General features: G+C 71.5%; 27 protein-coding genes. 15 read left to right on the forward strand and 12 right to left on the reverse strand.

The annotated features are described in order from the left end of the window. Nucleotides 1-115 precede the first annotated feature (115 nt). Together ACFWVC_RS05610 and ACFWVC_RS05615 are read right to left on the reverse strand one after the other, a co-directional pair. Nucleotides 116-2,869 carry a SpoIIE family protein phosphatase gene (locus ACFWVC_RS05610; RefSeq protein ID WP_384278188.1) on the reverse strand — a complete coding sequence of 918 codons (2,754 nt, stop codon included), beginning with the start codon at nucleotides 2,867-2,869 and terminating at the stop codon, nucleotides 116-118. Between the two features lie 85 nt (nucleotides 2,870-2,954). Then, nucleotides 2,955-3,581 (reverse strand): histidine phosphatase family protein, encoded by a 627-nt coding sequence (locus ACFWVC_RS05615; RefSeq protein WP_384278192.1) that lies wholly within the window; start codon nucleotides 3,579-3,581, stop codon nucleotides 2,955-2,957. Nucleotides 3,582-3,802: 221 nt separating this feature from the next. Here ACFWVC_RS05615 and ACFWVC_RS05620 point away from each other — a divergent pair, with 221 nt between their 5' ends. Beyond that, on the forward strand, nucleotides 3,803-4,099 hold the full coding sequence (locus tag ACFWVC_RS05620; RefSeq protein ID WP_384278195.1) for a hypothetical protein: 297 nt from the start codon (nucleotides 3,803-3,805) through the stop codon (nucleotides 4,097-4,099). Here ACFWVC_RS05620 and ACFWVC_RS05625 read toward each other — a convergent pair. Together ACFWVC_RS05625 and ACFWVC_RS05630 are read right to left on the reverse strand one after the other, a co-directional pair. Beyond that, on the reverse strand, nucleotides 4,063-5,376 hold the full coding sequence (locus tag ACFWVC_RS05625) for an RNA polymerase sigma factor (RefSeq protein WP_384278198.1): 1,314 nt from the start codon (nucleotides 5,374-5,376) through the stop codon (nucleotides 4,063-4,065). The genes ACFWVC_RS05620 and ACFWVC_RS05625 overlap by 37 nt on opposite strands. Before the next feature lie 67 nt (nucleotides 5,377-5,443). Further along, nucleotides 5,444-5,809 carry a YciI family protein gene (locus tag ACFWVC_RS05630; protein WP_384278204.1) on the reverse strand — a complete coding sequence of 122 codons (366 nt, stop codon included), beginning with the start codon at nucleotides 5,807-5,809 and terminating at the stop codon, nucleotides 5,444-5,446. Nucleotides 5,810-6,156: 347 nt separating this feature from the next. Between ACFWVC_RS05630 and ACFWVC_RS05635 the strand changes: the two genes are divergently transcribed. Next, nucleotides 6,157-7,488, forward strand: a complete 1,332-nt coding sequence (locus ACFWVC_RS05635) for a polysialyltransferase family glycosyltransferase (RefSeq protein WP_384278209.1) — start codon at nucleotides 6,157-6,159, stop codon at nucleotides 7,486-7,488. 9 nt (nucleotides 7,489-7,497) lie between these two features. Here the strand turns inward: ACFWVC_RS05635 and ACFWVC_RS05640 are convergent, their stop codons facing one another. Next, nucleotides 7,498-7,977 (reverse strand): hypothetical protein, encoded by a 480-nt coding sequence (locus ACFWVC_RS05640; RefSeq protein ID WP_384278215.1) that lies wholly within the window; start codon nucleotides 7,975-7,977, stop codon nucleotides 7,498-7,500. Between the two features lie 620 nt (nucleotides 7,978-8,597). Here ACFWVC_RS05640 and ACFWVC_RS05645 point away from each other — a divergent pair. Then, complete coding sequence (locus tag ACFWVC_RS05645; RefSeq protein ID WP_384278222.1) at nucleotides 8,598-9,068, forward strand: helix-turn-helix domain-containing protein; 471 nt, start codon at nucleotides 8,598-8,600, stop codon at nucleotides 9,066-9,068. Nucleotides 9,069-9,359: 291 nt separating this feature from the next. Continuing rightward, a complete protein-coding gene (locus ACFWVC_RS05650; RefSeq protein WP_384278226.1) occupies nucleotides 9,360-9,620 on the forward strand; it encodes a hypothetical protein in 261 nt (86 codons plus the stop codon). Between the two features lie 75 nt (nucleotides 9,621-9,695). Here ACFWVC_RS05650 and ACFWVC_RS05655 read toward each other — a convergent pair whose 3' ends face one another. Beyond that, entirely contained in the window at nucleotides 9,696-10,061 is a 366-nt protein-coding gene (locus tag ACFWVC_RS05655) for a hypothetical protein (protein ID WP_384278231.1), read from the reverse strand. 295 nt (nucleotides 10,062-10,356) lie between these two features. After that, on the reverse strand, nucleotides 10,357-10,707 hold the full coding sequence (locus ACFWVC_RS05660; protein ID WP_384278238.1) for a hypothetical protein: 351 nt from the start codon (nucleotides 10,705-10,707) through the stop codon (nucleotides 10,357-10,359). Between the two features lie 271 nt (nucleotides 10,708-10,978). Between ACFWVC_RS05660 and ACFWVC_RS05665 the strand changes: the two genes are divergently transcribed. The 7 genes from ACFWVC_RS05665 to ACFWVC_RS05695 all read left to right on the forward strand — a co-directional run bounded on the left by ACFWVC_RS05665 (nucleotide 10,979) and on the right by ACFWVC_RS05695 (nucleotide 15,476). Next, nucleotides 10,979-11,194 carry a hypothetical protein gene (locus ACFWVC_RS05665; protein ID WP_384278245.1) on the forward strand — a complete coding sequence of 72 codons (216 nt, stop codon included), beginning with the start codon at nucleotides 10,979-10,981 and terminating at the stop codon, nucleotides 11,192-11,194. 44 nt (nucleotides 11,195-11,238) lie between these two features. Then, nucleotides 11,239-11,451 carry a hypothetical protein gene (locus tag ACFWVC_RS05670; RefSeq protein WP_319665719.1) on the forward strand — a complete coding sequence of 71 codons (213 nt, stop codon included), beginning with the start codon at nucleotides 11,239-11,241 and terminating at the stop codon, nucleotides 11,449-11,451. 66 nt (nucleotides 11,452-11,517) lie between these two features. After that, nucleotides 11,518-13,362 (forward strand): hypothetical protein, encoded by a 1,845-nt coding sequence (locus tag ACFWVC_RS05675; RefSeq protein WP_384278258.1) that lies wholly within the window; start codon nucleotides 11,518-11,520, stop codon nucleotides 13,360-13,362. 62 nt (nucleotides 13,363-13,424) lie between these two features. Further along, nucleotides 13,425-14,117, forward strand: a complete 693-nt coding sequence (locus ACFWVC_RS05680; protein ID WP_384278265.1) for a hypothetical protein — start codon at nucleotides 13,425-13,427, stop codon at nucleotides 14,115-14,117. A 125-nt stretch (nucleotides 14,118-14,242) separates the two neighbouring features. Next, nucleotides 14,243-14,545: a transposase gene (locus tag ACFWVC_RS05685; protein ID WP_384278271.1), complete on the forward strand. Its 303-nt coding sequence runs from the start codon at nucleotides 14,243-14,245 to the stop codon at nucleotides 14,543-14,545. Then, a complete protein-coding gene (locus tag ACFWVC_RS05690) occupies nucleotides 14,542-15,237 on the forward strand; it encodes an IS3 family transposase (RefSeq protein WP_384278654.1) in 696 nt (231 codons plus the stop codon). Before ACFWVC_RS05685 ends, ACFWVC_RS05690 begins: the two co-directional genes overlap by 4 nt. After that, the gene (locus ACFWVC_RS05695; protein WP_384278279.1) at nucleotides 15,234-15,476 is read left to right on the forward strand and encodes a hypothetical protein; all 243 of its coding nucleotides are present in this window, start codon (nucleotides 15,234-15,236) and stop codon (nucleotides 15,474-15,476) included. The genes ACFWVC_RS05690 and ACFWVC_RS05695 overlap by 4 nt, the downstream gene beginning before the upstream one ends. A gap of 333 nt (nucleotides 15,477-15,809) precedes the next feature. On the opposite strand, the gene sodN is transcribed toward ACFWVC_RS05695, so the two are convergent. Beyond that, nucleotides 15,810-16,205, reverse strand: a complete 396-nt coding sequence (gene sodN, locus ACFWVC_RS05700; protein WP_018563636.1) for a superoxide dismutase, Ni — start codon at nucleotides 16,203-16,205, stop codon at nucleotides 15,810-15,812. 138 nt (nucleotides 16,206-16,343) lie between these two features. Between sodN and sodX the strand changes: the two genes are divergently transcribed. After that, complete coding sequence (gene sodX / locus ACFWVC_RS05705) at nucleotides 16,344-16,778, forward strand: nickel-type superoxide dismutase maturation protease (RefSeq protein WP_384278291.1); 435 nt, start codon at nucleotides 16,344-16,346, stop codon at nucleotides 16,776-16,778. Here the strand turns inward: sodX and ACFWVC_RS05710 are convergent. Beyond that, nucleotides 16,682-17,311 (reverse strand): CGNR zinc finger domain-containing protein, encoded by a 630-nt coding sequence (locus ACFWVC_RS05710; protein WP_384278299.1) that lies wholly within the window; start codon nucleotides 17,309-17,311, stop codon nucleotides 16,682-16,684. The two genes, sodX and ACFWVC_RS05710, sit on opposite strands and share 97 nt — an antisense overlap. Before the next feature lie 79 nt (nucleotides 17,312-17,390). On the opposite strand from ACFWVC_RS05710, the gene ACFWVC_RS05715 reads away from it, so the two are divergent. After that, nucleotides 17,391-18,161: a class I SAM-dependent methyltransferase gene (locus ACFWVC_RS05715; RefSeq protein WP_384278302.1), complete on the forward strand. Its 771-nt coding sequence runs from the start codon at nucleotides 17,391-17,393 to the stop codon at nucleotides 18,159-18,161. A 112-nt stretch (nucleotides 18,162-18,273) separates the two neighbouring features. Here the strand turns inward: ACFWVC_RS05715 and ACFWVC_RS05720 are convergent, their stop codons facing one another. The 3 genes from ACFWVC_RS05720 to ACFWVC_RS05730 are packed head-to-tail and all read right to left on the reverse strand — an operon-like array spanning nucleotide 18,274 to nucleotide 21,004. Beyond that, complete coding sequence (locus tag ACFWVC_RS05720; protein WP_384278309.1) at nucleotides 18,274-19,062, reverse strand: amino acid ABC transporter ATP-binding protein; 789 nt, start codon at nucleotides 19,060-19,062, stop codon at nucleotides 18,274-18,276. After that, nucleotides 19,062-20,027, reverse strand: a complete 966-nt coding sequence (locus tag ACFWVC_RS05725) for an amino acid ABC transporter permease (protein ID WP_384278316.1) — start codon at nucleotides 20,025-20,027, stop codon at nucleotides 19,062-19,064. Before ACFWVC_RS05725 ends, ACFWVC_RS05720 begins: the two co-directional genes overlap by 1 nt. A gap of 35 nt (nucleotides 20,028-20,062) precedes the next feature. Next, nucleotides 20,063-21,004 (reverse strand): ABC transporter substrate-binding protein, encoded by a 942-nt coding sequence (locus ACFWVC_RS05730; RefSeq protein ID WP_384278322.1) that lies wholly within the window; start codon nucleotides 21,002-21,004, stop codon nucleotides 20,063-20,065. Between the two features lie 495 nt (nucleotides 21,005-21,499). On the opposite strand from ACFWVC_RS05730, the gene ACFWVC_RS05735 reads away from it, so the two are divergent. Continuing rightward, complete coding sequence (locus tag ACFWVC_RS05735) at nucleotides 21,500-22,729, forward strand: NADP-dependent malic enzyme (RefSeq protein WP_384278326.1); 1,230 nt, start codon at nucleotides 21,500-21,502, stop codon at nucleotides 22,727-22,729. Between the two features lie 129 nt (nucleotides 22,730-22,858). Continuing rightward, nucleotides 22,859-23,821, forward strand: coding sequence for a zinc-binding dehydrogenase (locus tag ACFWVC_RS05740; protein WP_384278332.1), 963 nt, complete (start codon nucleotides 22,859-22,861; stop codon nucleotides 23,819-23,821). Nucleotides 23,822-23,951: the final 130 nt, after the last annotated feature.

Below are 23,951 nucleotides of genomic sequence, written 5' to 3' on the forward strand. Positions count from 1 at the left end.
TTCTCCTTGGAGAGGCCCGGCGGCTTCGGCCGGTGGGTCCCCAGCCCAGCCAGCCGTCGCGCACGCGATCAAGGCGGCACGCCGCTGGGTGCCGCGCGCTCGCCCGGGAGGCGGGTCAGGGGGCGGCCGCGTCGACGGCGTCGGGCAGCCCGACGGCCGCCTCCCCGGCGTTCCACGCGGGCAGTGGCTGCTCGGCCCACAGGACCTTGCCGTCGGGGGTGTAGCGGGTGCCCCAGCGTTCGGCGATCTGGGCGACCAGGAAGAGGCCGCGGCCGCCCTCGTCGGTCGTGGCCGCGTAGCGCAGGTGCGGCGAGGTGCTGCTGCCGTCGGAGACCTCGCAGGTCAGGGCGCGGTCGCGGAGCAGGCGTACGGAGATCGGCGCGGAGCCGTAGCGGATCGCGTTGGTGAGCAGCTCGCTGAGGATCAGCTCGGCGCCGAAGCTCAGCTCGAACAGGCCCCACTGCTCCAGCCGCTCGGTCACCGCCGTGCGCATGCCCGCGACGGCGGCGGGGTCGACCGGCACCTCCCATTCGGCGACGTGGTCGGCGGGGGTCCGACGGGTCCGGGCGATCAGCAGGGCCACGTCGTCCTTGGGGCGGCCGGGCAGCAGCGCTTCCAGCACGGCCCGGCAGCTGTCCTCCGGCGCCCGCTTCGGGTGCGTGGCGAGCGCCCGGCGCAGCATCTCCATGCCCACGTCCAGGTCGCGCGTGCGGTCCTCGATGAGCCCGTCGGTGTACAGGACGAGCTGGGTGCCCTCGGCGAGCTCCAGCTCCGCGGTCCGGAACGGCATGCCGCCCAGGCCCAGCGGGGGGCCGGCGGGCAGGTCGGGGAACTCCACGCTGCCGTCGGGGCGCACCAGCGCGGGCGGGTGGTGGCCGGCCCGCGCCATGGCGCAGCGCCCCGTGACGGGGTCGTAGATCGCGTACAGGCAGCTGGCGCCCGTCACTCCGGCCCCGACGTCGGCGTCCGACTCGTCCTGGTCGATGCGGCCGACCAGGTCGTCCAGATGGCCCAGCAGCTCGTCCGGCGGCAGGTCGAGGGTGGAGAAGTTGTGCACCGCGGTGCGCAGCCTGCCCATGGTGGCGGCGGCGTGCAGCCCGTGGCCGACGACGTCGCCGACGACGAGCGCCACCCGGTTGCCGGGCAGCGGGATCACGTCGAACCAGTCGCCGCTGACGCCGGACTGGGCCGGCAGGTAGCGGTGGGCGACGTCCAGCGCGCTCTGCTCGGGCAGGGCGCGCGGCAGCAGGCTGCGCTGCAGGGTGACGGCCAGGGCGTGCTCGCGGGTGTAGCGGCGGGCGTTGTCGATGTTGATGGCCGCGCGGGCCACCAGTTCCTCGGCGAGCGAGAGGTCCTCCTCGTCGAACGGCTCCGGCTTCTCCGAGCGCCAGAAGTTGACCACGCCCAGGACGACGCCCCGGGCCTTGAGCGGGGTCGCGATGAGCGAGTGGATGCCGTAGCGGACGATGCTGCGCGTCCGCTCGGGGTCCTGGGCGAGCCAGCCGGGGTCGTGGCCGAGGTCGGTCACCACCTCGGAGCGTCCGGTGCCGAAGCCGCGCGCCTGGGGGGTGGACGGCAGGAAGTCGATCAGCTTGCCCAGGGGGTACAGCGGCGCGTCGTCGCGGATGCCGCTGACGGCGGTGCGGCGCATGTCGACGGCCGCCGCGCCGGTGGGCTCCTCGCCGTGCAGGACGGGGTCGGCGAGATCGACGGTCACGTAGTCGGCGAAGCGGGGCACCGCGACCTCCGCCAGCTCCTCCGCGGTGCGGACCACGTCGAGCGTGGTGCCGATGCCCAGGCCCGCATCGTAGAGCAGTTTGAGCCGTTCGCGGGCGGTTTCGGCGCGGCCGGCGAGCGCCTGCAGCTCGGTGGAGTCGCGCAGGGTCACCACCGAGCCCGTCAGGCCGTCGGCGCGGTTCGTGCACCGCTGGTTCACCGCCAGCAGCCGGTCGCCGGCCGGCAGGATCTCGTCGGTGGCCTCGCGGCGGGAGGTCAGCAGCCCGACCATGGCGGGTTCGAGGTCCGCCAGCTCGGTGACGTGCCGCCCCTCGGAGTCGGCGGGCAGGTCGAGCAGACGCTCGGCCTCGTCGTTGACGAGCAGCAGCCGGCCGTCGCCGGAGACGATGAGCACGCCCTCCCGGACGGAGTGCAGCACCGTGTCGTGGTGCTCGTACATGCGGTTCATCTCGACCGGGTCCAGGCGGTGGGTCTGCCGCCGCAGCCGCTTGGAGATGAGCGCCGTCCCCGCCATGGCCAGGGCGAGCGCGGCGGCGCCCGCCCCGAGGATGATCGGCAGCTGCCGGTTCACCACGAGGGTCACGTTCTTGACCTTCATGCCGGCCGAGACCAGGGCGATGATTTTGCCGTGCGGGTCGTCGACGGGGTCGTGGACCGGGACGACGGCCTGCACCTCGTGGCCGAGCGGGCCGTGGACGCTCTCGGTGTAGACCCGGCCGTGCAGCGACGGCTCGATGGTGCCGACGAACCGCTGGCCGATCCGTGCCGGTATGGGGTGCGTGTAGCGGATGCCGTGGGTGTCCATGACGACGATGAAGTCGACCCCCGCCTCCTTGCGGGCCAGCTCCGTGACCGGCTGGAGCACCTTGGAGGGATCGGGGCTCTTCAGGGTCTCCGTCAGCCCCGGGGAGCGCGCGAAGGTGCGCGCGGCGGCGACCGAGCGGTTGACGGCCTCGCGCTCGCTGTCGTGCCGGGACTGCAGCACCAGGGCGAGCATTCCGCAGGCCACGAGCAGCACGACCACCGCCACCTGCAGGACGAAGACCTGCCCGGCGACGCTACGGGGACTCTTCTCGCTCAGCGATCGCACCGATACGCCCCGAATCGACCGAGAACGTCGACCATGTCGCATTTCTAGCACCCCCGATGGGGCACTGCCAGAGGCCGAAGGGGCCGTCGGCCCGCACCGCGGTGCCCAGGAGCCCGCGCGGACGGGCTCAGAAGTGCAGCTCGGCGGGGAAACCCGTCCAGCGCAGCTCTTCCGGAAGGTGCCGCATGTCGTTGTAGAGCAGGACGGAGTGCGGACGTCCCGGCGTGTAGCGGATGACGGTCAGGGCGGCGTTGGCATGGTTGAGGCTCAGCCAGCGCCACGGCGGCGCGTCGAGGGCCGCCGAGACCAGCCGGCCGATCAGGAAGTTGTGGGTGACCACGAGCTCGTGGGTTTCCTTTCCCGCGGCGGGCGGCCCCGTGAAGCGCGCCAGTGCCTCTCGCGCCAGCTGCGGCCCCCACGCGCGGTCCTCCGGGCCGAAGCGGTCCAGGAAGCGGGAGAGGAAGTACGCGCTGTCCGGGGGCAGCTCGGAATCCGCCGGGAAACAGGGCGGGTAGTCGCCCACCGACTCGTTCGCCTCCACCGTCACCGCGCCGCCCAGTCGCTCGCCGACGAGTGCGGCGGTCTGTGCGGCCCGGGTGAGCGGGCCGTGGTGGACGGCGGTGATCGGGGTTCCCTTGAGGCGCTCGCCGAGGAGTTCCGCCTGCCGGAAGCCGTTCTCCGTCAGGCCGCTCTCGTCGGGCAGCGCCTCCGCGTGCCGGGTCAGATAGAGGTAGCGGCTCGCGGTGCCGGTCATGCCGGGCCCCTCTCGGGTGGGTGTCGGGGGTGATGGCCGTGGAGACGTCCCCCGTGCGGGCCCGGTTCCGCCGCGGCGCGGAGCGTACCCCGCGGGATGACGCCTGCCCGCGGGTCCGGGGCTCGTGCGGTCCCGGCCGGACGCGCCGGCCAGGGGGCGCGACGCCGCCCCCGGCGTACGATGAGACGCATGCCGTCGGCGAGCTGACGCGGGAGGCCGCGATGCGAACGCTGAGTACGCCGCAGACGCCGGATGCGCCGGGTACCCCGAAGACCTCGAAGACAGCCAGGATTCCGGGCCTGCCGCGCACCGGGCGCCTGTGGGCCGCGGTCCTGGTCCTCGCCGCCGTCGCGGTGGCGGTCGCCCTGGGCCTGGGCGTTCCCTTCGCCGCGGTGTTCATCCTCGCGGTGGCCCTGATGTGCCCGGTCCTCATGATGGTCATGCTGCACGCGCTCCGCGGCGGCCCGCGCCGCCGCGGCTTTCAGGCAGGGCCGCCGGACTCCCCGCCCCGGGTCTGAGCCGCCGAGGCACGTCCCAGCAGCAGCGCGCGCTCGCGTTCGTTGCGCGTGAGCCCGGCGGCGCGCAGGAACTCCGTACGCGCCTCGTCATGCCGGCCCAGGCGCTCCAGCAGGTCTCCCCGGACGCTCGGCAGCAGGTGGTACTCGCGCAGCGCGGGCTCGTCGGTCAGCCGGTCGACCACCGCCAGCCCCTCCTGCGGCCCGTACGCCATGGTGACCGCGACCGCCCGGTTGAGCTCCACCACCGGGGACGGCGCCCGCAGTGCCAGCACGCCGTACAGATCGGCGATGCGCCGCCAGTCGGTGTCCTGCACACGCGCCGCCTGTGCGTGGCAGGCGGCGATGGCGGCCTGCAGCGCGTACGGACCCGGCGGTCCGCCGGCCGCGTCGGAGCGGGCCAGTGCGGCGAAGCCGCGGCGGATCAGCAGCCGGTCCCAGCGCCGCCGGTCCTGGTCGACCAGCAGCACCGGCTGACCGTCCGGGCCCGTCCTGGCAGCGGCGCGGGAAGCCTGGATCTCCATCAGCGCGACCAGGCCGTGGACCTCGGGCTCCTTCGGCATCAGGCCGGCCAACAGGCGGCCGAGGCGCAGCGCGTCCTCGCACAGCGCCGGACGCATCCAGTCGTCCCCGGCGGTCGCCGAGTACCCCTCGTTGAAGACCAGGTAGATGACCTCCAGCACCGAGGACAGCCGCTCGACCCGGTCCGGTCCCTGCGGCTGTTCGAAGGGGACCTCCGCCTTGGCCAGGTTCCGCTTCGCCCGGACGATGCGCTGCGCGACCGTCGCCTCGGGCACCAGGAAGGCCCGCGCGATCTCGGCGGTCGTCAGGCCGCCCAGCAGCCGCAGCGTGAGCGCCACCCGCGCCTCGGTGGACACCACCGGGTGGCAGGCGGTGAAGACCAGCCGGAGCAGGTCGTCCTCGATGTCGTCGTCCGCCGCGGCCTCGGCCGCCGCGAAGCCGGCCTCGGACTCCGGCGGGCGCGCCTCCAGGGCGTGCCCCAGTTCCTCCAGCTTCCGCGCGAAGACCTCCTTGCGGCGGACGAGGTCGATCGCGCGGTGCTTGGCCGCTGCCGTCAGCCAGGCGCCGGGGTTGGCCGGGACACCGTCGCGCGGCCACTGCTCCAGGGCTGCGACCAGGGCGTCCTGCGCCAGCTCCTCGGCGACGCCGACGTCGCGCACGACGCGCGCGACAGCGGCGATCACCCGGGCCGACTCGATCCGCCACACCGCGTCGATCGCTCGGCGGGCGTCATCGGAGCCAGAAGCCGTACCGGTCACAACCACCCATCAGAGCAGTCGCCCCGGGCAGCTGCAACCCGTTCGGGGGAGCGGGCCGCCCCCGCCTTCAGGCGAGCTCCGGGGCCTCCTCCATCTGGCGCACCTCGCAGGTGAGCTCCCAGTCCTCGCCGTGCACCTGGAGGAAGCGCTTGGTCCACTCCAGCGCCTCCTCCACCGACTTGGCCTGGATGATCGCGTAGCCGCCGATGAACTCCTTCGACTCGGTGAAGGGACCGTCGACGACGGTCAGCTTTCCGTGGTCCCAGTGCATCCGGAAACCCTCGGCGGTCGGGCGCAGCCCGGCGGTGTCCAGCAGCACGCCGGCCGCGGACATCTCCTCGATGAGCTTGCCCATGTCCGCCATCAGCTGCTCGCTCGGGCCGCCCGCCGGCACGTTGTCCTCGTTGATCCTGATCAGGGACATGAAACGCATGGCCGTACTCCTCTGTTTCTCTGCTTCGATTCGCTCCGGCGGGGCCCGTGGCCCCGCTTCTGCATACGCGTCGAACGGGCGGCACGCCGATCGACACGTCGGCCGAAGTTTTTTCCGGGTGCACGGGCGGGCGCGGATCCGTCGCGGCGGCCGGCAGGACCCGCGAACGGGTGACGCGCGGTGCGCGCCGCCCGTACAGAGGTCACCCGGTCCGGTGATATCCGGCAACCGGGCTTGGTTCCCGGGGAGTCGGGCCGTGATGCTGAGCAGACAGCGACTGCGCCCCGGACCAGACGCCGCGCCGGGTGCGCGGCGGGCGTGCGCCCGGCATGAAGGAATTGTCCTAGATGATCCAGATCTTCTTCGCGGCGACCCAGTACGCGGCGGCGACCGTCACGGCGGCCGTCCGGGCGGGGCTGTTCGGCCCGCGCGAGGGGCACCGCCGCCTCCTCGTGGTGAGCAACACCTCGGCCATCCCCGAACTGACCACGCCCCTGGACCGGATGGCCGGTTTCGAGGAGCTGCGCCCGGAGTTCGACGCGGTGCACTCCTGGAACGAGACCATCGCCCCGCACCATCCGGCCGGCTGGTCCCCCCGTGAGCAGGACCTCACCCTGTGGGAACGGGCGCTGCGCCTGGCCTGGGACATCGGGGACGGGCCCGTCGAGATCGCCTGCGAGTCCCTGCAGGCCAACCCCTCCCGGGCGGTGGCGGAGATCTTCGCCGAGAGCACGATCCACGTGTACGCCGACGGCCTGATGAGCTACGGCCCCACCCGTGACCGTCTCCCGGGCGGCATCGCCTGCCGCATCGCGCGGCTGCTCCACCTCGACCTGCTCCCGGGACTGCGCCCGCTGCTGCTCTCCGAGTACGGCGTCGAAGCGGTGCCGATCCCCGGCGAGCCCTTCCTGCGCACGCTTTCCGGCATCGGCGCGGCCGCGCCCGCCGCGCCCGGAAGGTACACCGCCGTGCTCCTCGGCCAGTACCTCTCGGCGCTGGAGCTCATCTCGGAGCGGGAGGAGGACGAGCTGCACGCGCGCATGCTGCGCGGGGCGGTGGCGGCGGGCCACACCTCGGTGCTCTTCAAGCCGCATCCCAGTGCCCCCGTGCATCTGTCGCGCTCCCTGGAGCGGGCCGCCGCGGAACTCGGCGCCGAACTCACCGTCCTGGACGCCCCGGTCCTCGCCGAGACCCTCTTCGAACGGGACCGCCCCGAGCTCGTCGTGGGCTGCTTCTCTACGGCGCTGATCACCGCCGCGTCCTTCTACGGCATTCCGGCCGCCCGGGTCGGCACCGATCTGCTGCTGGAACGGATCAGCCCGTACGAGAACAGCAACCGCGTGCCGCTCACGCTGATCGACGCCGCGCTGCCCGATCTGGAACGCGACGCGGAGGTGATCGGCAAGCCCCCGGCCCTCACCGGCGAGTTGGTCGCCGACCGACTCGCCCCGCTGATCCGCGCCGTCGGCTACTGCATGCAGGCACGGGCCCATCCCGCGCTGCGCCCGGACGCGGAGGCCTGGCTGACCGGCCATCAGTCCGGTCACGCCCGGTACTTCAAGCGCCGCCGGCTGACCAGCCTCCGGCTCCCTGGCGGCGCCCCGGTCCGCGCCGAGGCGTTGCGGCGCCACCCGGCCGTGCGGCGCATCGTGCGCACGCTGCGAGCCGTCAGGGCGTGAGCACGGGACTCAGCGCAGGGGCACCGGCAGCCGTTTCCGAGCGCCGGTGCCCGCGGTGAGCACCTCCATGCAGGCGATGAGGAGATACGCCGGGCCGGTCAGCCGGACGCCGTCCCCGGGGTAGAGCCACACCGCCGGGTGCGGTGCGGGCCGGCGGGGATCCCGCGCGGCCGGCCACGACCCGCGGGTGAGGTGACGCAGCCCCAACGGCGCCCACACGTCCTCGCCGTGGGGCGGCACGAGGAAGTAGACGAAGCCGCAGCGGCGGTCCCACATGACCGGCCCGAGCGGCGCGGTGCTGTCCTGCAGCCGTGCGTGGACCTCGTGGCCGGGTCGCTCCGGGAGGCGCACCGCGTCCCATCGCACACCGGCGGGCAGCAGCAGCACCCTGTTCCTGGCGCGCTCCCACGCGCGCAGCCGGGACGCCGTCCCACCGGTTCCCTGGGCGAGCCAGGCCGCGAGGGCGGGCCCGCAGAATTCGTCGCACATACCTCTCCCGGTTCTGCCGCAAGTGATCAGCGTGCGCACGTGGGTCCGGCGGGAGGTGTCGGCAAAACACCGAAAGTCAGCTGTCGGCATGTGCTGTGAGCAATGCCCATGACGTTGAATCACTTGATCGGATGGAGCAAAAGCGGCCAGTTTTGGGCATCTGGGTTTCGCTGGGGTTGATCACCTCTAGATTCCGTCCGGATGCGGCGGGTGCCGGGCGTGACGTGCCGCATCGCGGAAGCGTTGAAGGTAAGGACTACGCGTCCGGAGTGCAGTTTTCGTGATGCTCGGGAGAACCGCCCCGGGGCGCGTGGAATCACTGTCAGGATTCCGGGACACGGACCGCCGCCGGAAGGAGGGCCGGCCCAGGCGGACGGGCGGACGGGTGGTCCGCGCTGCGCCGTCCAGAAGTATTGGACGACTCGTCTGGTCACGTTGGACGCTAGTGGCTGGAACGTCTCGCGGCAAGCATTTCGCGGCATTTGGGTCCGGGCGGTGCCGCGTGGAAAGGTGAAGTTGCAGGTGAGGGCGGCCCGAGCCGGGGCGAACCGCGGTGGCCGCTATAGACTCGATCTCACTCGGACGGGTCAACCGACGTGCTAGCAGGAAGAATCCACCCCGTGGTGAACGCACTGCAGGAACTGATCAGGCGCCGGCTGGAGCAGCAGGGCTGGTCGTACGGCGAGGTGGCACGCCGTGGAGGCGTGCCGCGGTCGACCGTGCACCACCTGGCGACCAGCGCGCGGGTCGCGAGGATGCCGCAGCAGTCCACCCTGGACGGGCTGGCGCGGGGTCTGGAACTTCCGCTGGACGCCGTGCGCAGAGCCGCCGCCGAGGCCTGCGGGATCCACCTGTACTTCGCGGACGGCGCGGCCGCCGGCGGCGAGGGCGGTGTCGCCCCCGACCCTGAGGTCGCCACGCTGATCGCCAGCGTCCAGCGGCTGTCCGAGGCCGATCGCCGGCATGTCGCCGCACTCGTCGAATCCCTGCTGCGCAGCGCCCCCGAAGCGGAATCCGGGCCGGAACGCGAGCCCGGTCCCGAACGTGAGCCCGGCACCGGCCCCGCGGTCGCTCCGGGGTCCCCCGGCTGAGCTGCCGTCAGGGCAGCGGCGCGGGCGGGAAGATGGGGGCGCCATTTGCGGACGAGTGGGTACTGCCGATGGCCCGGACGGTCTGATGCAGCAGTGTGCTGATTTGGCCATTGCCGGTGTCCGCTGACCGGGGCATCCCGTCCGGAACGACATGCTCATGCCCGCCCTGCCGTGGTGGGTGGTGGTGAAGTAACTCAAGAACGGACAAAGAGCGGGGAGAACGGGGATATTGTCACCAGTCCCGGGGTGAGTGTGGGTGGGCCCCCGGAGCCTCCGGTGAGAGGGGTGCAGGTGCTTTTCGTTCAAGGGGCGTCCGCAACCGCAGTCGTCCGCCACCGGACGGGAGAGTCCGTCGTCCTGCTTTCCGGCGAACTCCCCGCCGTCCTGACCCCTTCGAGTCTGAACGAACTGCTGAATCTGGCCGCGGCCGTTCTGACCCCGGAGGAGATGGAGCTCTTCCGCAGCTGTCTGACCGCACTGCGCTGCGGGGAGAAACTCCAGGAACGCCGCATCGAGGTCAGCGGCGCGGTCCTCACGGTCTACAGCAGCTGACCCCGCACAATGGCGGCAAGGGCGGGCCCCCGGGGGAATGCGCCCCCCGGGGGCCCGCCTCATGAGCCGGCGGGATCAGAAACGCCCGCCACGGAACCCGTAGCTGCAGCCGCAGTCCCTCCCGTCGCGTCCGAACTCGAAGCGATCGCGTCCGAAGCCGAACCGATCACCCCCGCGGTTGTCCCAGCCCCGGCCGTGGCCCCAGTTGCCGCTCCAGCGGTAGTAGGTCCACAGCCGGACGCCGCTGCGGTGGTGGTCTCCGCACCAGCCTCCGTGGTGGCCCCGGCCCCAGCCTCCGTCGCGGCCTCCGTCGCGGCCCCCGTCGTCCCAGCCGCCGGTCACGGCGTGCGAGGGCGCGGCCTGGGCCGTGCCGGTGAGCGGCACGATCACCGCGACGGCTGCCAGGGCGGTCGTCGCAGCGGCCCGAGCGAGTTTTCTCATCGGTTTTCTCCTCACGGTGGATGAATTGCCGGATGGCCCGCCAGACGTTACTCGGCGACCGGTCGGAATTCATTCGGCGACGAGTGCCGTGGAGGCCGATCGGACGACCTCGGAAGGGACTCGTTGACGAGGTGGGAAACCGCCCGTGAGCTTTGCTGTCTGCTGCTTTTGGACCTTTCCGGGAACGGTCCCGGGAAACACCCTCCAGGGTGATCGGTATTCGGCATGTCGGTCGCCGGAGTTGTTTTTGTAAATGCCCCGGAAATGCTGTCGGCCAAATTCTTCGTGATGTATTTCAGCTGCTGTGGACAGTGAGGATCGCGCCGCTGACCTCGATGCGGCGTTCCTGGAGTTTCTCCCCGCAGCGCAGTGCGGTCAGACAGCTGCGGAAGAGCTCCATCTCCTCCGGGGTCAGAACGGCCGCGGCCAGATTCAGCAGTTCGTTCAGACTCGAAGGGGTCAGGACGGCGGGGAGTTCGCCGGAAAGCAGGACGACGGACTCTCCCGTCCGGTGGCGGACGACTGCGGTTGCGGACGCCCCTTGAACGAAAAGCACCTGCACCCCTCTCACCGGAGGCTCGGTCGGCTCTTGCGCCTCGGAGATCGAGAGGATAGCCACCGTTTCGCCGGACTTCGCCCCTTCCATGGGGACTTCCTCAGTTCGGGAAGCGGGCGGATTGACCCGTTCGAGTGATAACGGGGTGGCCGAGGTGTGCGGCCGGCCGGCCGTGGAGTGGCCTCCCACCAGTCGTTTCCCGTATTCGGCAGCACAGTTGACGGTTCGTCGGGATCGGCGAAGACGCTTGCCGGGGGTGGGGCGCGAGGCTACTGTCCAACGCCGTCAGACAGTTCGTCCGGTGTGGATGGACGGATAGGGATCCGCTCCCTGCCCACACCCCTCGTCCGAAGGAACCCCCATGCTCGACATGCGAGAGCTGGACACCGAGTCCGCGGAGCTGCTGCCCGGCCGCGAGGCCCTGGGCAAGCTCAAGTTCAGCTTCGTCAAGACGACGCACGTGACCAAGCACGTCGCGCACGTCGACGCCCACAACCAGTCGCTCGGCGTCAACGCCTACTCCCCGTACGCCGTCGCGCAGTCGCAGGCCACCCAGGCCATCAGCATCTGCCAGTAGTCCGCGGCGACGCGCTTCACATCTTCCGAGAGAGGTACCCGTTCATGAACAACGACCAGCTCGACGCCGAGTCCGCGGAGCTGCTGCCCGGCCGCGAGGCCCTGGGCAAGCTGAAGTTCAGCTTCGTCAAGACGACGCACGTGACCAAGCACGTGGCGCACGTCGAGGCCCACAACGACTCGCTCGCCGTCAACGTCGACTCGCCGTTCGCGGTCGCCCAGTCCGAGGCCACCCAGGCGATCAGCATCCGCCAGTAACCACACCCGTGTGCGTGCGGACCGCGCCCGGCGCGGTGCGGTCCGCCTCGGGAGGAAGAGCAGACGGTGCCCCACAGTCACAGGGCGGGCAGCCCCGGCCCCACGGGAACGGCGGTGTACGACGAGGATGCGAGCGCACCCGCGTACGACACCGGCTTTCCGGTTCCGCGCCTCGGCGCGGGACTCCAACTCCTGGGCGAATACCAGGGATCGGGCTTCACCGAGCCCCGCTACCTGGTCCGCCGGGGAGACGGGCAGGTCGTGCAGCTGAGCAGGCTGCTCTACCTGGTCGCCGGCGCCATCGACGGGCGCCGGGACACCGAGGCCGTCTCGCACCGGGTGAGCGGCCGGTTCGGCCGCGAGGTCAGCGCGGACAACATCCACTACCTGATCGAGCACAAGCTCCAGCCGCTCGGCGTCACCGTGCCGTTCGGCCAGGAGGACGACAAGGTCAGCGGCCCGACCGCGGACCTGCTGCTGGTCCTGAAGGGCCACCGGGTCATCCTGCGCGAACGGCAGGTCGCCCGGATCGCGAACGCCCTGGCCTGGCTGCACCGCCCACCGGTGGTCGCGCTGGTGCTCGGCGCGGCGGTCGTCATGGAGTTCTGGCTGTTCCTGGTGCACGGCGCGATGACGCCGGTGCTCGAGGTGCTGGAACAGCCGGTGCTGATGCTCGTGGTGTTCGCGCTGACGGTGGCCTCGCTGGTCTTCCACGAGTTCGGGCACGCGTCGGCCTGCCGCTACAGCGGGGCCCGGCCCGGTGCCATCGGCTGCGGGCTCTTCCTGATCTGGCCGTCCATGTACACCGACGTCACCGACGTGTACCGGATCGGCCGGGCCGGGCGCATGCGCACCGACCTGGGCGGCGTCTACTTCAACGTCGTCTTCATACTCGCCCTGGCCGGCGGGTACTTCGCCACCGGGCAGTCCTTCTTCCTCGGCGCGATCTACCTCGCGCACTTCGAGATCGTCGAGCAGTTGATGCCGGCCGTGCGGCTCGACGGCTACTACATCCTCGGTGACCTGGCCGGGGTCCCCGACCTCTTCGGCAAGATCAAGCCCATCCTGCTCAGCATGCGGCCGGGCCGCCCGGTGCACCCGGACGTCGCCGACCTCAAGCGCTCCGCACGGATCATCGTCACCGTGTGGGTGGTCACCATGGTGCCGCTGCTGCTGGCCGAACTCGGCTACGTGCTGTGGAACCTGCCACGCCTGCTGGCCACGAGTCTGCGGTCGCTGGCCGAGCAACTGGCCGGTACCTGGTTCGCCTTCGCCGACGGCGAGATCGCCGCGGGCCTGGTCGGCATCCTCGGCAGCCTCATGCTGATCTGCCCGCTGGCCGGCGCGGCCTACCTGTCGGTCCGCCTGGGCGGGCGGCTGGTGCGCGCCGCGGTCCGGGCCACCGAGGGCAACCTGCGTCTGAGACTGGCCATCTGCGGGGTCGTCCTGGCCGGAGGCGCCGCGCTGTGCGGTGCGTGGCTGGGCGGCGTCACCCCCAAGCCGCTGCCGCCGCAACCGCCGATCGCGCCGATCCTGCAGCCGGGAGTGCCCGAGATCCGGCCGCTGCGCACCGTGGCGCCCTCGCCGCTGCCGAGTACCACCCCGCCCTCGCTGCCCCCGGCGGCGAGCACCGTACCCCTGACGGCCGAGCCGTCCGCGTCACCGTCGCCGAGCGCCTCCTCCTCAGCTCCGGCGACGCCCAGCGCCTCCCCCTCGGCCGTCAGGACCTCCGCCCCGCCGCAGCCCACCGGCAGCGGTCCGACCCCCAGCGGGAGCGCGACCACCGGAACGGCCGGGCCCAGTCCTTCCGAGGGCTCGCCCAGTGCCACGCCCTCGGATTCGGTGACGCCGTCGGTGCCCCCGTCCACCCCGCCGTTCACCTTCATCAGCCCCGCGCCCTTCCCCTCGTGACGCGCGGGCCCTCCCGCCCCCTTCGCACAACCCCCTTCCGCACACCCGTACAGGAGAAGCACGTGACGCACCGAAAGCCCCGCACCGGCACGTTCGGCCGCAAGGCCGTCGGGCCGGTCATGCTGGCCACCGCAGGACTGGCCGCCCTCGCCACCGCGGCCCCGGCCGGCGCGGTCGTGGCGCCGCGGTCGAGCATCCCCCGGGATGTCGCCGCCGCCGTGGACGAGGCCCACACGCTGGCCAACCGCGCCCACCGGGTCCAGTACGACGACTCGTTCTCCCTGCACGAGTACGGTCCGCTCGTCGCCGCCGTCGCGCACAACCGGGCGGTCGCCGCCTCCGTCGGCTGCTCGCTCGACCGGCCGTGCCGGTCGGTCGCGCTGTCCTTCCAGATCGTCACCACGTCCGGTGTCGACATCCGGCGGATCACCGCCACGAACATCAGCCGCGCCGTCAACCAGCACTGCGCCGGATGCCAGACCTTCGCCGGCGCCTACCAGTTCATCGTCTCGACCCCGCGCCCGCTCGTCCTGGGCCGGGCCGACCGCGCCCGGCTCGCCGACGTCCGCCGCCGGCTGGCCGCGCTGGAGCGCTGCGACGACTCCGCCGGCGTGGTGGAAAGCCGGGCCGACGCCCTGGCCGCCGAGGTCAAGTCGATCCTCGGGCGAGCGGCGAACGCCGTGCCGGCCGGCCGCGGCGTGAGCCCGCTGAGCGAGTTCCAGCCCACCGTCAGCATGCGACGCCACGTCAGCTGAAACGTTTCCCGAACTCCCGACCTCCCGAACTCCCGGACCGGGGCCCGCCCGCACACACCCCCTTACCCCCAGGGCGGGCCCCGGTCCGGGGCGCACCCCGAACCGGCTCCCCCGGAGGAAAAGAAGTGCCCAGTCGTCGTTACCCGCCCGAGCTGCGCCGCAAGGCCCTCGATCTGCTGACCGCCGGTGAGCCCGTGCGGAAGGTCGCCGACGTACTCGACCTCAGCGACCAGACGGTCTACCAGTGGCGGCGCACCCACCTGCCGCACCTGGGCAGGAAGCGCCGGCCACCGACGACCGGCGCCGAGCTCAGCGCGGCGCGGCGGCGCATCAGCGAACTGGAGACCGAACTGGCCGTGCACCGGCGCGCGACGGAACTGCTGCGTGATGTGGTGTCCCCAAAAGGCGTTTCGAGGCCGTGCACATGATGGCGGGGGAGGGCCTGCCGGTGCGCACGGCCACCCGCGTGCTCGGCACGTCCGAGTCGGGCTACTTCACCTGGCGCAACCGCACCCCCTCGGCGCGCTCCCTGCGCCACGCATGGCTCACCGAGCTCATCGCCTCGATCCACACGGCCTCCCGCGGCACCTTCGGGTACCGCCGTGTCCACGAGGAACTGCTGCTGCGGCACGGCGTCTCCGTCAGCCACGGCACGGTCGAACTGCTCATGCGCCGGGCCGGTCTCCAGGGACGGTCGGGCGTTCCCGGCCGCCTGTGGGTGACCGACGCCGTCTCGCTGTCCACCCGGCAGGGCGATGTGCTGTGCGTGATCGTCCTGGAGGTCCACAGCCGGCGGCTGATGGGCTGGAGCACCGGGCCGGCACCCGCCGCCGGCGTCGCCGCCGACGCCCTGAGCAGGGCGGTCCTGCGGGACGCCGCGCCCGCGGACGGGAGCCCGGAGAGCGAGCGCGCTCCCCTCGTCACCCTCGTCTTCACCGACCGGGCGCACGCGGGCGGACTGGCGCCGCCCACCGGTCTGGTCGCCGACCGCGCCGATCACGCCGTGGTCGCGGCCTTCTGGTCCCGTGTGTACACCGAACTCATCGGCCACCGCGAATGGCACAGCAGGCCCGAACTCACCAGCGCCCTGTCCGACTACTTCGAGGGAGTCCGTGCATGACCGTGGAACGACCGACGCCGCCGCTGCCGATCTCCTCGTCGCTGCGGCAGCACATCCGGCCGGGGCAGACCCTGCCCGCCACCCAGGCCCACCAGGTCATGCTGCACAGTGCGCTCGACGCCGCCGGTGTCCGGGTACGCGGCGACGACGCCTGGGCCGTCGCCCGGATCGCCGAACTGGACTATCCGACGGTCAACGCAGTGATCTGCTGGCTGCGCTCCAGACCGGCGGCCTCCTAGATGCGCGCGCTCTTGCGTACGCGACGGCGCCCGCGCCCGCTCCGGGCGGACCGCGGTGTCCTGCCGCGCGCCGCCCTCCTCGTCCGCCGTCTCGCGGGGCCGCGCCGCCGGCCGCCGGAAGCCGAGCCCCTGCTTCCGATGACGGTCCTGTGTGTCATGGACGAGCTGGAGTTCCTGCGCCGAGTGCGCGGCACCCCTTCCCCGGTGCCGCCGCCGGCCGTCCACGACCACGGGTGAACCCGCTCCGGGGACGCCGCGCCTGACGGCGTGTGGTCCCGGGAACGGCAGCGCCCGGCCGCGCGAGCGGCCGGGCGCACATCTGCCGATACCGGATCAGGCCTTCTTCGTCTCCTGGAAGATGGCGTCGATCTGGTCGATCAGGTCCAGCAGCTTCTGGCCCGTCGCCGGGTCGGTGGACGCCTTCGCGGCGCTGCCGGCCTTGAGCGCGTCGTTGAAGAGCTGGTGCAGCTGGGGGTACTTCTCGAAGTGCGGGGCCTTGAAGTAGTCGCTCCACAGCACCGAGAGGTGGTGCTTGACGAGCTCCGCACGCTGCTCCTTGATGACGATGGCGCGCGCGCGGAAGTGCGGGTCCTCGTTGGCCTGGTACTTCTCCTGGACCGCCTTGACGGACTGCGCCTCGATGCGGGCCTGGGCCGGGTCGTAAACACCGCAGGGCAGGTCGCAGTGGGCGCTGACCTTCACCTTGGGCGCGAACAGGCGAGCGAGCATGACTGTCCTTCCTCGTGATCGTCTTTCCACGAGCGAGATTACTCCCTGTGCGGGTGGTTTTCTCGGGGCCCCTTGGTGCTTAGGACAAAAGTCTGGTGACACCCTGGGCTGGTGGAGGACGTGACGAGGAGGCGGAGCATGCGGGAGCCGGGGGCTGGGCAGAGGAGGAGAGTGCCGTACCAGCTGGTCGAAGTCACAGGTCCGTCGATGGCGCCGACGCTGGTCCACGGCGACTGGCTGCTCGTGCGCCACGTCGCGGGCGCGGACGAGGTCCGCGCGGGTGAGGTCGTGGTGATGCGGCATCCGCTGCAGCAGGACCTGCTGATCGTCAAACGCGCCGTGGAGCGGCGCGAGGGCGGGTGGTGGGTGCTGGGCGACAACACCTTCGTGGAGAACGACAGCCGGGAGTTCGGCACCGTCCCGGACGAGCTGGTGCTCGCCCGGGGACTCGGCCGGTTCCGGCCGCCGATCGAGGTTCAGCGGTCGGTGGCGGGGGTGGCGGGCTGGGTGGTGTCGTCGGTGCGGCCGCTGAGGGCGGACCGGTCGTTCTCCAGGCGCTTGCGGGCGCGGTAGGCCGCGACGTTCGCCCGGGTGGCGCAACGGTCGGAGCAGTAGCGGCGCGAGTGGTTGGTCGATGTGTCGATGTAGGCGTTGCGGCAGGTGGTGGCCTGGCAGATGCCGAGCCGGTCCACCCCGAGGTCGGTGAGCTGGAACGCCAGGCCCATGCACGCGGTGGCGGCGTAGGACGCGGTCGCGGTGGCCGCGTGCTCGGCCAGGTGCATGTGCCAGTTCGGCCGGCCGCTCTCGTCCAGGTACTCGTGCCCGGAGATCTGCGGGCTGACGGGGAACTCCAGCAGCAGCGAGTTCAGCAGGTCGACGGCCCGGACCTCGTCGCCCTCGGAGGCGGACTCGAAGACACCGCGCAGCCGGGTGCGCACGCCGCGCAGCCGCTGCACGTCGGCCTCGGTGGCGCGGCTCGCCGCCTGGCTGGCCGGGCCGAACAGCGTCCGTACGGCGTCCACCGAGGTCAGCGTGTCGATGCCGCGCTCGGGCTCCTCGCTGTTCACCAGGCGCGAGGCGAGGTCTGAGTAATGGGCCAGTTCCACTTGTAGTCCTTACTCCCACGCTCTAAGGTCGGTAATGGCTGATCTGGCTGTAAGGGTATTACACCTGGAGGGGATCCGAATGTCCGAAACCACCCCGGCCACCCCGGCCGCCGACTGGCAGGCTTGGCAGCAGAGCTGGGACCGGCAGCAGGAGTGGTACCTCCCGGACCGCGAGGAGCGATTCCGGGTCATGCTCGACATGGTCGAGGCACTGGTCGGCCCGGAACCCCGGGTGCTGGACCTCGCCTGCGGCACCGGCAGTATCTCCGACCGCCTGCTGCGCCGCTTCCCCGGGGCGACATCCACCGGCGTCGACCTCGACCCGGCGCTGCTCACGATCGCCCGCGGGCACTTCGCCGGCGAACGGCGCGTCGAGTTCGTCACCGCGGACCTGCGCGACCCCCAGTGGCCGGCCCGGCTGCCGCACGGCCGCTACGACGCCGTCCTCACCGCCACCGCCCTGCACTGGCTCAAGCCGGAGCCGCTCCGCGCCCTGTACGGCACCCTCGCCGGACTGCTGCGCGACGGCGGCGTGCTCATGAACGCCGACCACATGCCCGACCCCTCCACCCCGCGGCTCAACGCCGCCGTCCGCGCCTTCGACCACGCCCGCCGCGACCGTGCGAAGGCCGCGGGCGTCCTGGACTGGGAGCAGTGGTGGGCCACCGCCAAGGCCGACCCGCTGCTCGCCGGCCCCACCGAGGAGCGCTACGCGATCTACGGCTCCCACGCCGACGGCGACGAACTGCCGCCGTCCTGGCACGTCGCGGCCCTGCGCGAGGCGGGATTCGGCGAGGCGCGCGAGGTCTGGCGGTCGGTGACGGACGCGATCGTCCTCGGGCTGCGCTGAGCTGGACCCGGACTCCGGGGAACGGGGGGCATACCAAGGACGAGGGACGGCGCCGCCGGGCGCCGTCCCTCGTCGTTCGTGTTCCCTGTTCGCCAGGGTCCCGGGTACCGGGTCAGAGCACCTTGGACAGGAACGCCTTGGTGCGGTCGTGCTGCGGGTTGGTGAGCACGTCGCGGGGGTGGCCGGACTCGACCACCACTCCCTGGTCCATGAAGACCAGCGCGTCTCCCACCTCGCGGGCGAAGCCCATCTCGTGCGTGACGACGATCATCGTCATGCCGTCCTCGGCGAGTCCCCGCATGACGTCCAGGACGTCCCCGACCAGCTCCGGGTCGAGCGCGGAGGTCGGCTCGTCGAAGAGCATCAGCTTCGGCTCCATCGCCAGCGCACGGGCGATGGCGACACGCTGCTGCTGGCCGCCGGAGAGCTGGGAGGGATAGCTGGCCGCCTTGTCGCCGAGACCGACCCGGTCCAGGAGGCGGACGGCCCGCTCGCGGGCGACGGCCTTGGACTCCTTCTTCACGCGCACCGGTGCCTCGATGATGTTCTCCATCGCGGTCATGTGCGGGAAGAGGTTGAAGCGCTGGAAGACCATGCCGATGTCGCGGCGCTTGGCAGCCACCTCGCGGTCCTTGAGCTCGTAGAGCTTGTCGCCCTTCTGCCGGTAGCCGACGAGTTCGCCGTCGACCGACAGTCGGCCCGCGCTGATCTGCTCCAGGTGGTTGATGCACCGCAGGAAGGTGGACTTGCCCGAGCCGGACGGGCCGATCAGGCAGAACACCTCACGCGGCGCGACCTCCAGGTCGATGCCCTTGAGGATGTGGGCCGTACCGAAGTGCTTGTGCACCGCCTCGGCCTTGACCATGGGATGGCCGCCGGTGCCCTTGCTGAAGTCGGTCATCAGGCACCTCCCGCGACCGGGCTGCGGCGGACCGAGCCCAGGTTCTGCTTGATCCTCTGCCACGGGGTGGGCGGCAGGTTGCGCGTCGTGCCCCGCGCGTAGCGGCGCTCCAGGTAGTACTGGCCGACGGAGAACACCGAGGTGAGCACCAGGTACCAGACCGCGGCGAGGAAGAGCATCTCGACCGTGGCTCCGGTGGTGTTGCCGATGTCGGTGGTGGAGCGCAGCAGTTCGGCGTACTGCGCGGCCTGTGCCGCGAGCGACGAGGTCTTCAGCATGTTGATGAACTCGTTGCCGGTCGGCGGCACGATCACCCGCATCGCCTGCGGCAGCACCACGCGGCGCAGGTTCTGGCTCTGGGTCATGCCGAGCGCGTGGGACGCCTCGGTCTGGCCCTCGTCGACGGACTGGATGCCCGCCCGCACGATCTCCGACATGTACGCGGCCTCGTTCAGCCCCAGGCCCAGCAGCGCGGCCATGAACGGGGTCATGAACTGGTTCATCTCGTCCTTGTAGAAGCCGAGATTGATGACCGGGAAGATCAGTGCCAGGTTGAACCAGATCAGCAGCTGTACGTAGACCGGGGTGCCGCGGAAGAACCAGATGTAGCCCCAGGCCACCGAGGAGGTGACCGGGTTCTTCGACAGGCGCATCACCGCGAGGACGATGCCCAGCAGCAGGCCGACGAGCATGGCGACGACCGTGATGATCACGGTGTTGCGCAGGCCCTTGAGGACGGCCGAGTCGAACAGGAAGTCCGGGATCGCCGCGTAGTTGATGTTCGCGTTGGCGAACGCGTTGACGAGCAGGCCCAGCACCGCGAGCACCGCCACGGCGGCGACCCAGCGGCCGTAGTGCCGCACGGGGACGGCCTTGATGGCCTCCGGAAGAGAGGTCACGCTCGCGGGGGGCCCGGCCGGGGTGCCGGCCGGGTCCGCCTTGGCGTCGTCATTCGGTTCTGACATGTCTGACATGGGGGAACGCCTCTTGACCTCGTGGCTCAGGAGCCGCCGTTGACCTTGGCCTCGGTGACGGCGCCGTCGGTGACGCCCCACTTCTCCATCACCTTGGTGTAGGAGCCGTCCTTGATGATGGCGTCAAGCGCGGCCTGGAGGGCGTCGCGCAGCTGGGTGTTGGACTTCGACACGGCGATGCCGTAGGGACCGGCCTCGACCTGGTCGCCCGCGAGTTCGAAGTTCTGGCCGCCGCCGGAGGTCTTCACCGCGTACGCCGCCACGGGGAAGTCGGAGACGTCGGCGACCACGCCGCCGGCCTTGAGGCGGGTCTGCGCGTCCGCGTCGGTGTCGAAGGGCTGGATCGACATCGGCTTGTCGCACTTCTGCGCCTTGAGCAGGTCCTGCGAGGTGGTGCCGCGCTGCACGGCGACCTTCTTGCCGCACAGGTCGGCGAGCGACTTGATGCCCTCCGGGTTGCCCTTCTTCACGATGATCGAGGAACCGGCGGTGAAGTAGTCGACGAAGTCGACACCCTCGCCGACCTTCTTGCCCGTGGCGGAGTCCACACCGTCCTGGCGGTTCTTGGTGTCGCTCATCGCGGACATCACCATGTCGTAGCGCTTGCCGCGCAGACCCGTGAGCAGGGTGTCGAACGTGCCGTTGTTGAACTCGAACTTCACGCCGAGCTGCTTGCCGAGGGCATCGGCCAGGTCCGGGTCCACGCCGACGGTCTTGCCGCCATCGACGAACTCCACGGGCGCGTAGGCGATGTCCGAGCCGACCTTGATCACACCGGCGGACTTCACCGACTCGGGCAGCTTGTCGAACAGCGGTGCCTTGGAGGCGCCGGTGGAGGGGGACTCGGAGGCGCTCTTGTCCGTCTGGTCGCCGCAACCGGTGAGCACGAGGGCACCGGCGACCGCGATCGCTCCGATCGCGGCGAAGCGGGTCGTCACGGCCGAGCGACGGGGGGTGGGTGCGGTCATTGCTGGTTCCTCCTGCGGGAGTCCTGAAGTAGCCGATCTTCCGGGTACGTGTATTCGGTTATCGCTACCGCGTGTGATCCCCGCATCTTGCCATCCGGGCAGGTCTTCATAGGTGTCCGGTTGTGTCAAAATCGCATAACGGGCGATCCCCTGAACCTCATCGGGCCGGTACACCAAGGCCGGACCGCGATGGGGCCGCGTTGCGCCGTTATGTGCGTCACTTTCCCCGTCCCGCTATTCGGACGACTTGTCGCGTTCCGCAGGGAACTCTCCGATGTGCGACACCGCGGAACGGCGGAGTTGACTCGTCGGCGGAAACCGTCTTCCGGTACAACGGACCCTTACCCCTCACCTGGGGCCCTCGGCGCGCGTGCGGCGCGCCCGGCGTCCGGGCTGCCCGGGACCACTCTCCGCCCGGGCGCGGAAGCCGAGCCCACCTACCCCCTGTCGCAGGGGGTAGTACCCTCATAGACAATTCGGACAAAGGGGTCGACAGTGGCAGCGGAGATTCTGAATCCTCGCACCGACGGCAGTGCATCCGGTGACAGCGCCGGCAGTGAAGGTCCCGAGAGCCCGGTGGACCCGGCCTTCGCGCTGCACCGCGGCGGCAAGATGGAGGTGTCCGCGACCGTCCCGGTCCGGAACGCCGACGACCTGTCGCTCGCGTACACCCCGGGCGTCGCGCGCGTGTGCACGGCCATCGCCGAGAAGCCCGAGCTGGTGTACGACTACACGTGGAAGTCACAGGTGGTCGCCGTCGTCACGGACGGCACGGCGGTGCTGGGCCTGGGAGACATCGGCCCCGAGGCCTCGCTCCCGGTCATGGAGGGCAAGGCGATCCTCTTCAAGCAGTTCGGCGGGGTCGACGCGGTGCCGATCGCGCTCGCCACGACCGATGTGGACGAGATCGTCGAGACCGTCGTGCGCCTCGCGCCGTCCTTCGGCGGGGTGAACCTGGAGGACATCTCCGCGCCCCGCTGCTTCGAGATCGAGCGCAAACTCCAGGAGCGCCTGGACATCCCGGTGTTCCACGACGACCAGCACGGCACGGCCGTCGTCACCCTCGCCGCGCTGCGCAACGCCGTCCGGCTGACCGGCCGTACGCTCGGCGAACTGCGCGCGGTGATCTCCGGCGCCGGCGCCGCGGGTGTCGCGATCGCCAAGATCCTGGTCGAGGCGGGCATCGGCGACGTCGCCGTCACCGACCGCAAGGGCGTGGTGCACGCCGGGCGCGAGGACCTCAACTCCGCCAAGCGCGAGCTGGCCTCGTACACCAACAGGACCGGCCTCACCGGCTCGCTGGAGGAGGCCCTGGAGGGCGCGGACGTCTTCATCGGCGTCTCCGGCGGCACCGTCCGGGAGGAGGCCGTCGCCGCCATGGCCAAGGGCTGCTTCATCTTCGCCATGGCGAACCCGACGCCGGAGATCCACCCCGAGGTGGCACACCGGTACGCCGCCGTCGTGGCCACCGGCCGCAGCGACTACCCCAACCAGATCAACAACGTGCTCGCCTTCCCGGGCATCTTCTCCGGCGCGTTCCAGGTGCGGGCCTCCCGCATCACCGAGGGCATGAAGATCGCCGCCGCCGAGGCGCTGGCCGCCGTCGTCGACGGCGATCTGTCGGCCGACCGGGTGATCCCCTCGCCCTTCGACGAGCGGGTCGCCCCCGCGGTCGCCGCGGCCGTGGCCGCCGCCGCCCGCGCCGAGGGCGTCGCCCGCCGCTGAGCCGCTCGTCCTCTCGTCGTCCCCGTCTTCGGGCCTTTTCGTCGTTCCCGTCGTTCTCGTCGCCCAGCGGCGCGTGTCACATCCCGGTACGGTTCCGCCGGAGTGCCGCGCGCCGCTAGCGTCATGGTCATGTTCGCTGCCTACGCCGCCCGCATCGACCGCGACCAGCCCCTGAACGGCCTCGAACTCGGGGAACGCCCCGAGCCGGAGGCCCGGCCCGGCTGGAGCACCGTCACCGTCAAGGCCGCCTCCCTCAACCACCACGACCTGTGGTCGCTGCGCGGGGTGGGCCTCGGGGAGGAGAGCCTGCCGATGATCCTCGGCTGCGACGCCGCCGGGATCGACGAGCACGGCAACGAGGTGGTCGTCTACCCGGTCGTCGGCCTCAGCGGCCACGGCGTCGGCCCGGACGAGCCGCGCTCCATCCTCACCGAGAGGTACCAGGGCACCTTCGCCGAGAAGGTCTCCGTCCCCACCTGGAACCTGCTGCCCAAGCCGAAGGAACTGTCCTTCGAGGAGGCCGCCTGCCTGCCCACGGCGTGGCTGACGGCCTACCGGATGCTCTTCACCAACGCCGGTGTCCGCCCCGGCGACTCCGTGCTCGTCCAGGGCGCCGGCGGCGGTGTCGCGACCGCCGCGATCGTGCTCGCCAAGGCGGCGGGCCTGCGGGTCTTCGCCACCAGCCGCGACGAGGCCAAGCGCAAGCGCGCCGAGGACCTGGGCGCGGACGCCGCCTTCGAGCCGGGCGCGCGGCTGCCCCGGCGGGTGGACGCCGTCATCGAGACCGTGGGCGCCGCCACCTGGTCCCACTCGGTCAAGTCGCTGCGCCCGGGCGGCACCCTCGTCATCTCCGGCGCGACCTCCGGCCCCAACCCGCAGGCCGCCGAGCTCAACCGCATCTTCTTCCTGGAGCTCAAGGTCGTCGGTTCCACGATGGGCACCAAGGACGAACTGGAGGACCTGCTCAGCTTCTGCGCGGTCACCGGTGTGCGTCCGGTCGTGGACACCGTGCTTCCGCTGGACCGGGCCCGCGAGGGCTTCGAGAAGATGGCCGGCGGCGACCTGTTCGGCAAGGTCGTGCTGACGGTCTGACCGTCTGACGGCCCGACGGCCGCGGCGCGGGATCGCCTCCGGCCGTACCCGGCCCCGCACGGACGCCCCCCGGGGCGGCCGGGGGGGGGGGCGGCGGTAAGATGCGGGGGGGAAGGGGCGGGTTGGTGGC

This window comes from Streptomyces sp. NPDC058691, assembly GCF_042714775.1.
In the GTDB taxonomy this organism is placed as follows: Bacteria; Actinomycetota; Actinomycetes; order Streptomycetales; family Streptomycetaceae; genus Actinacidiphila.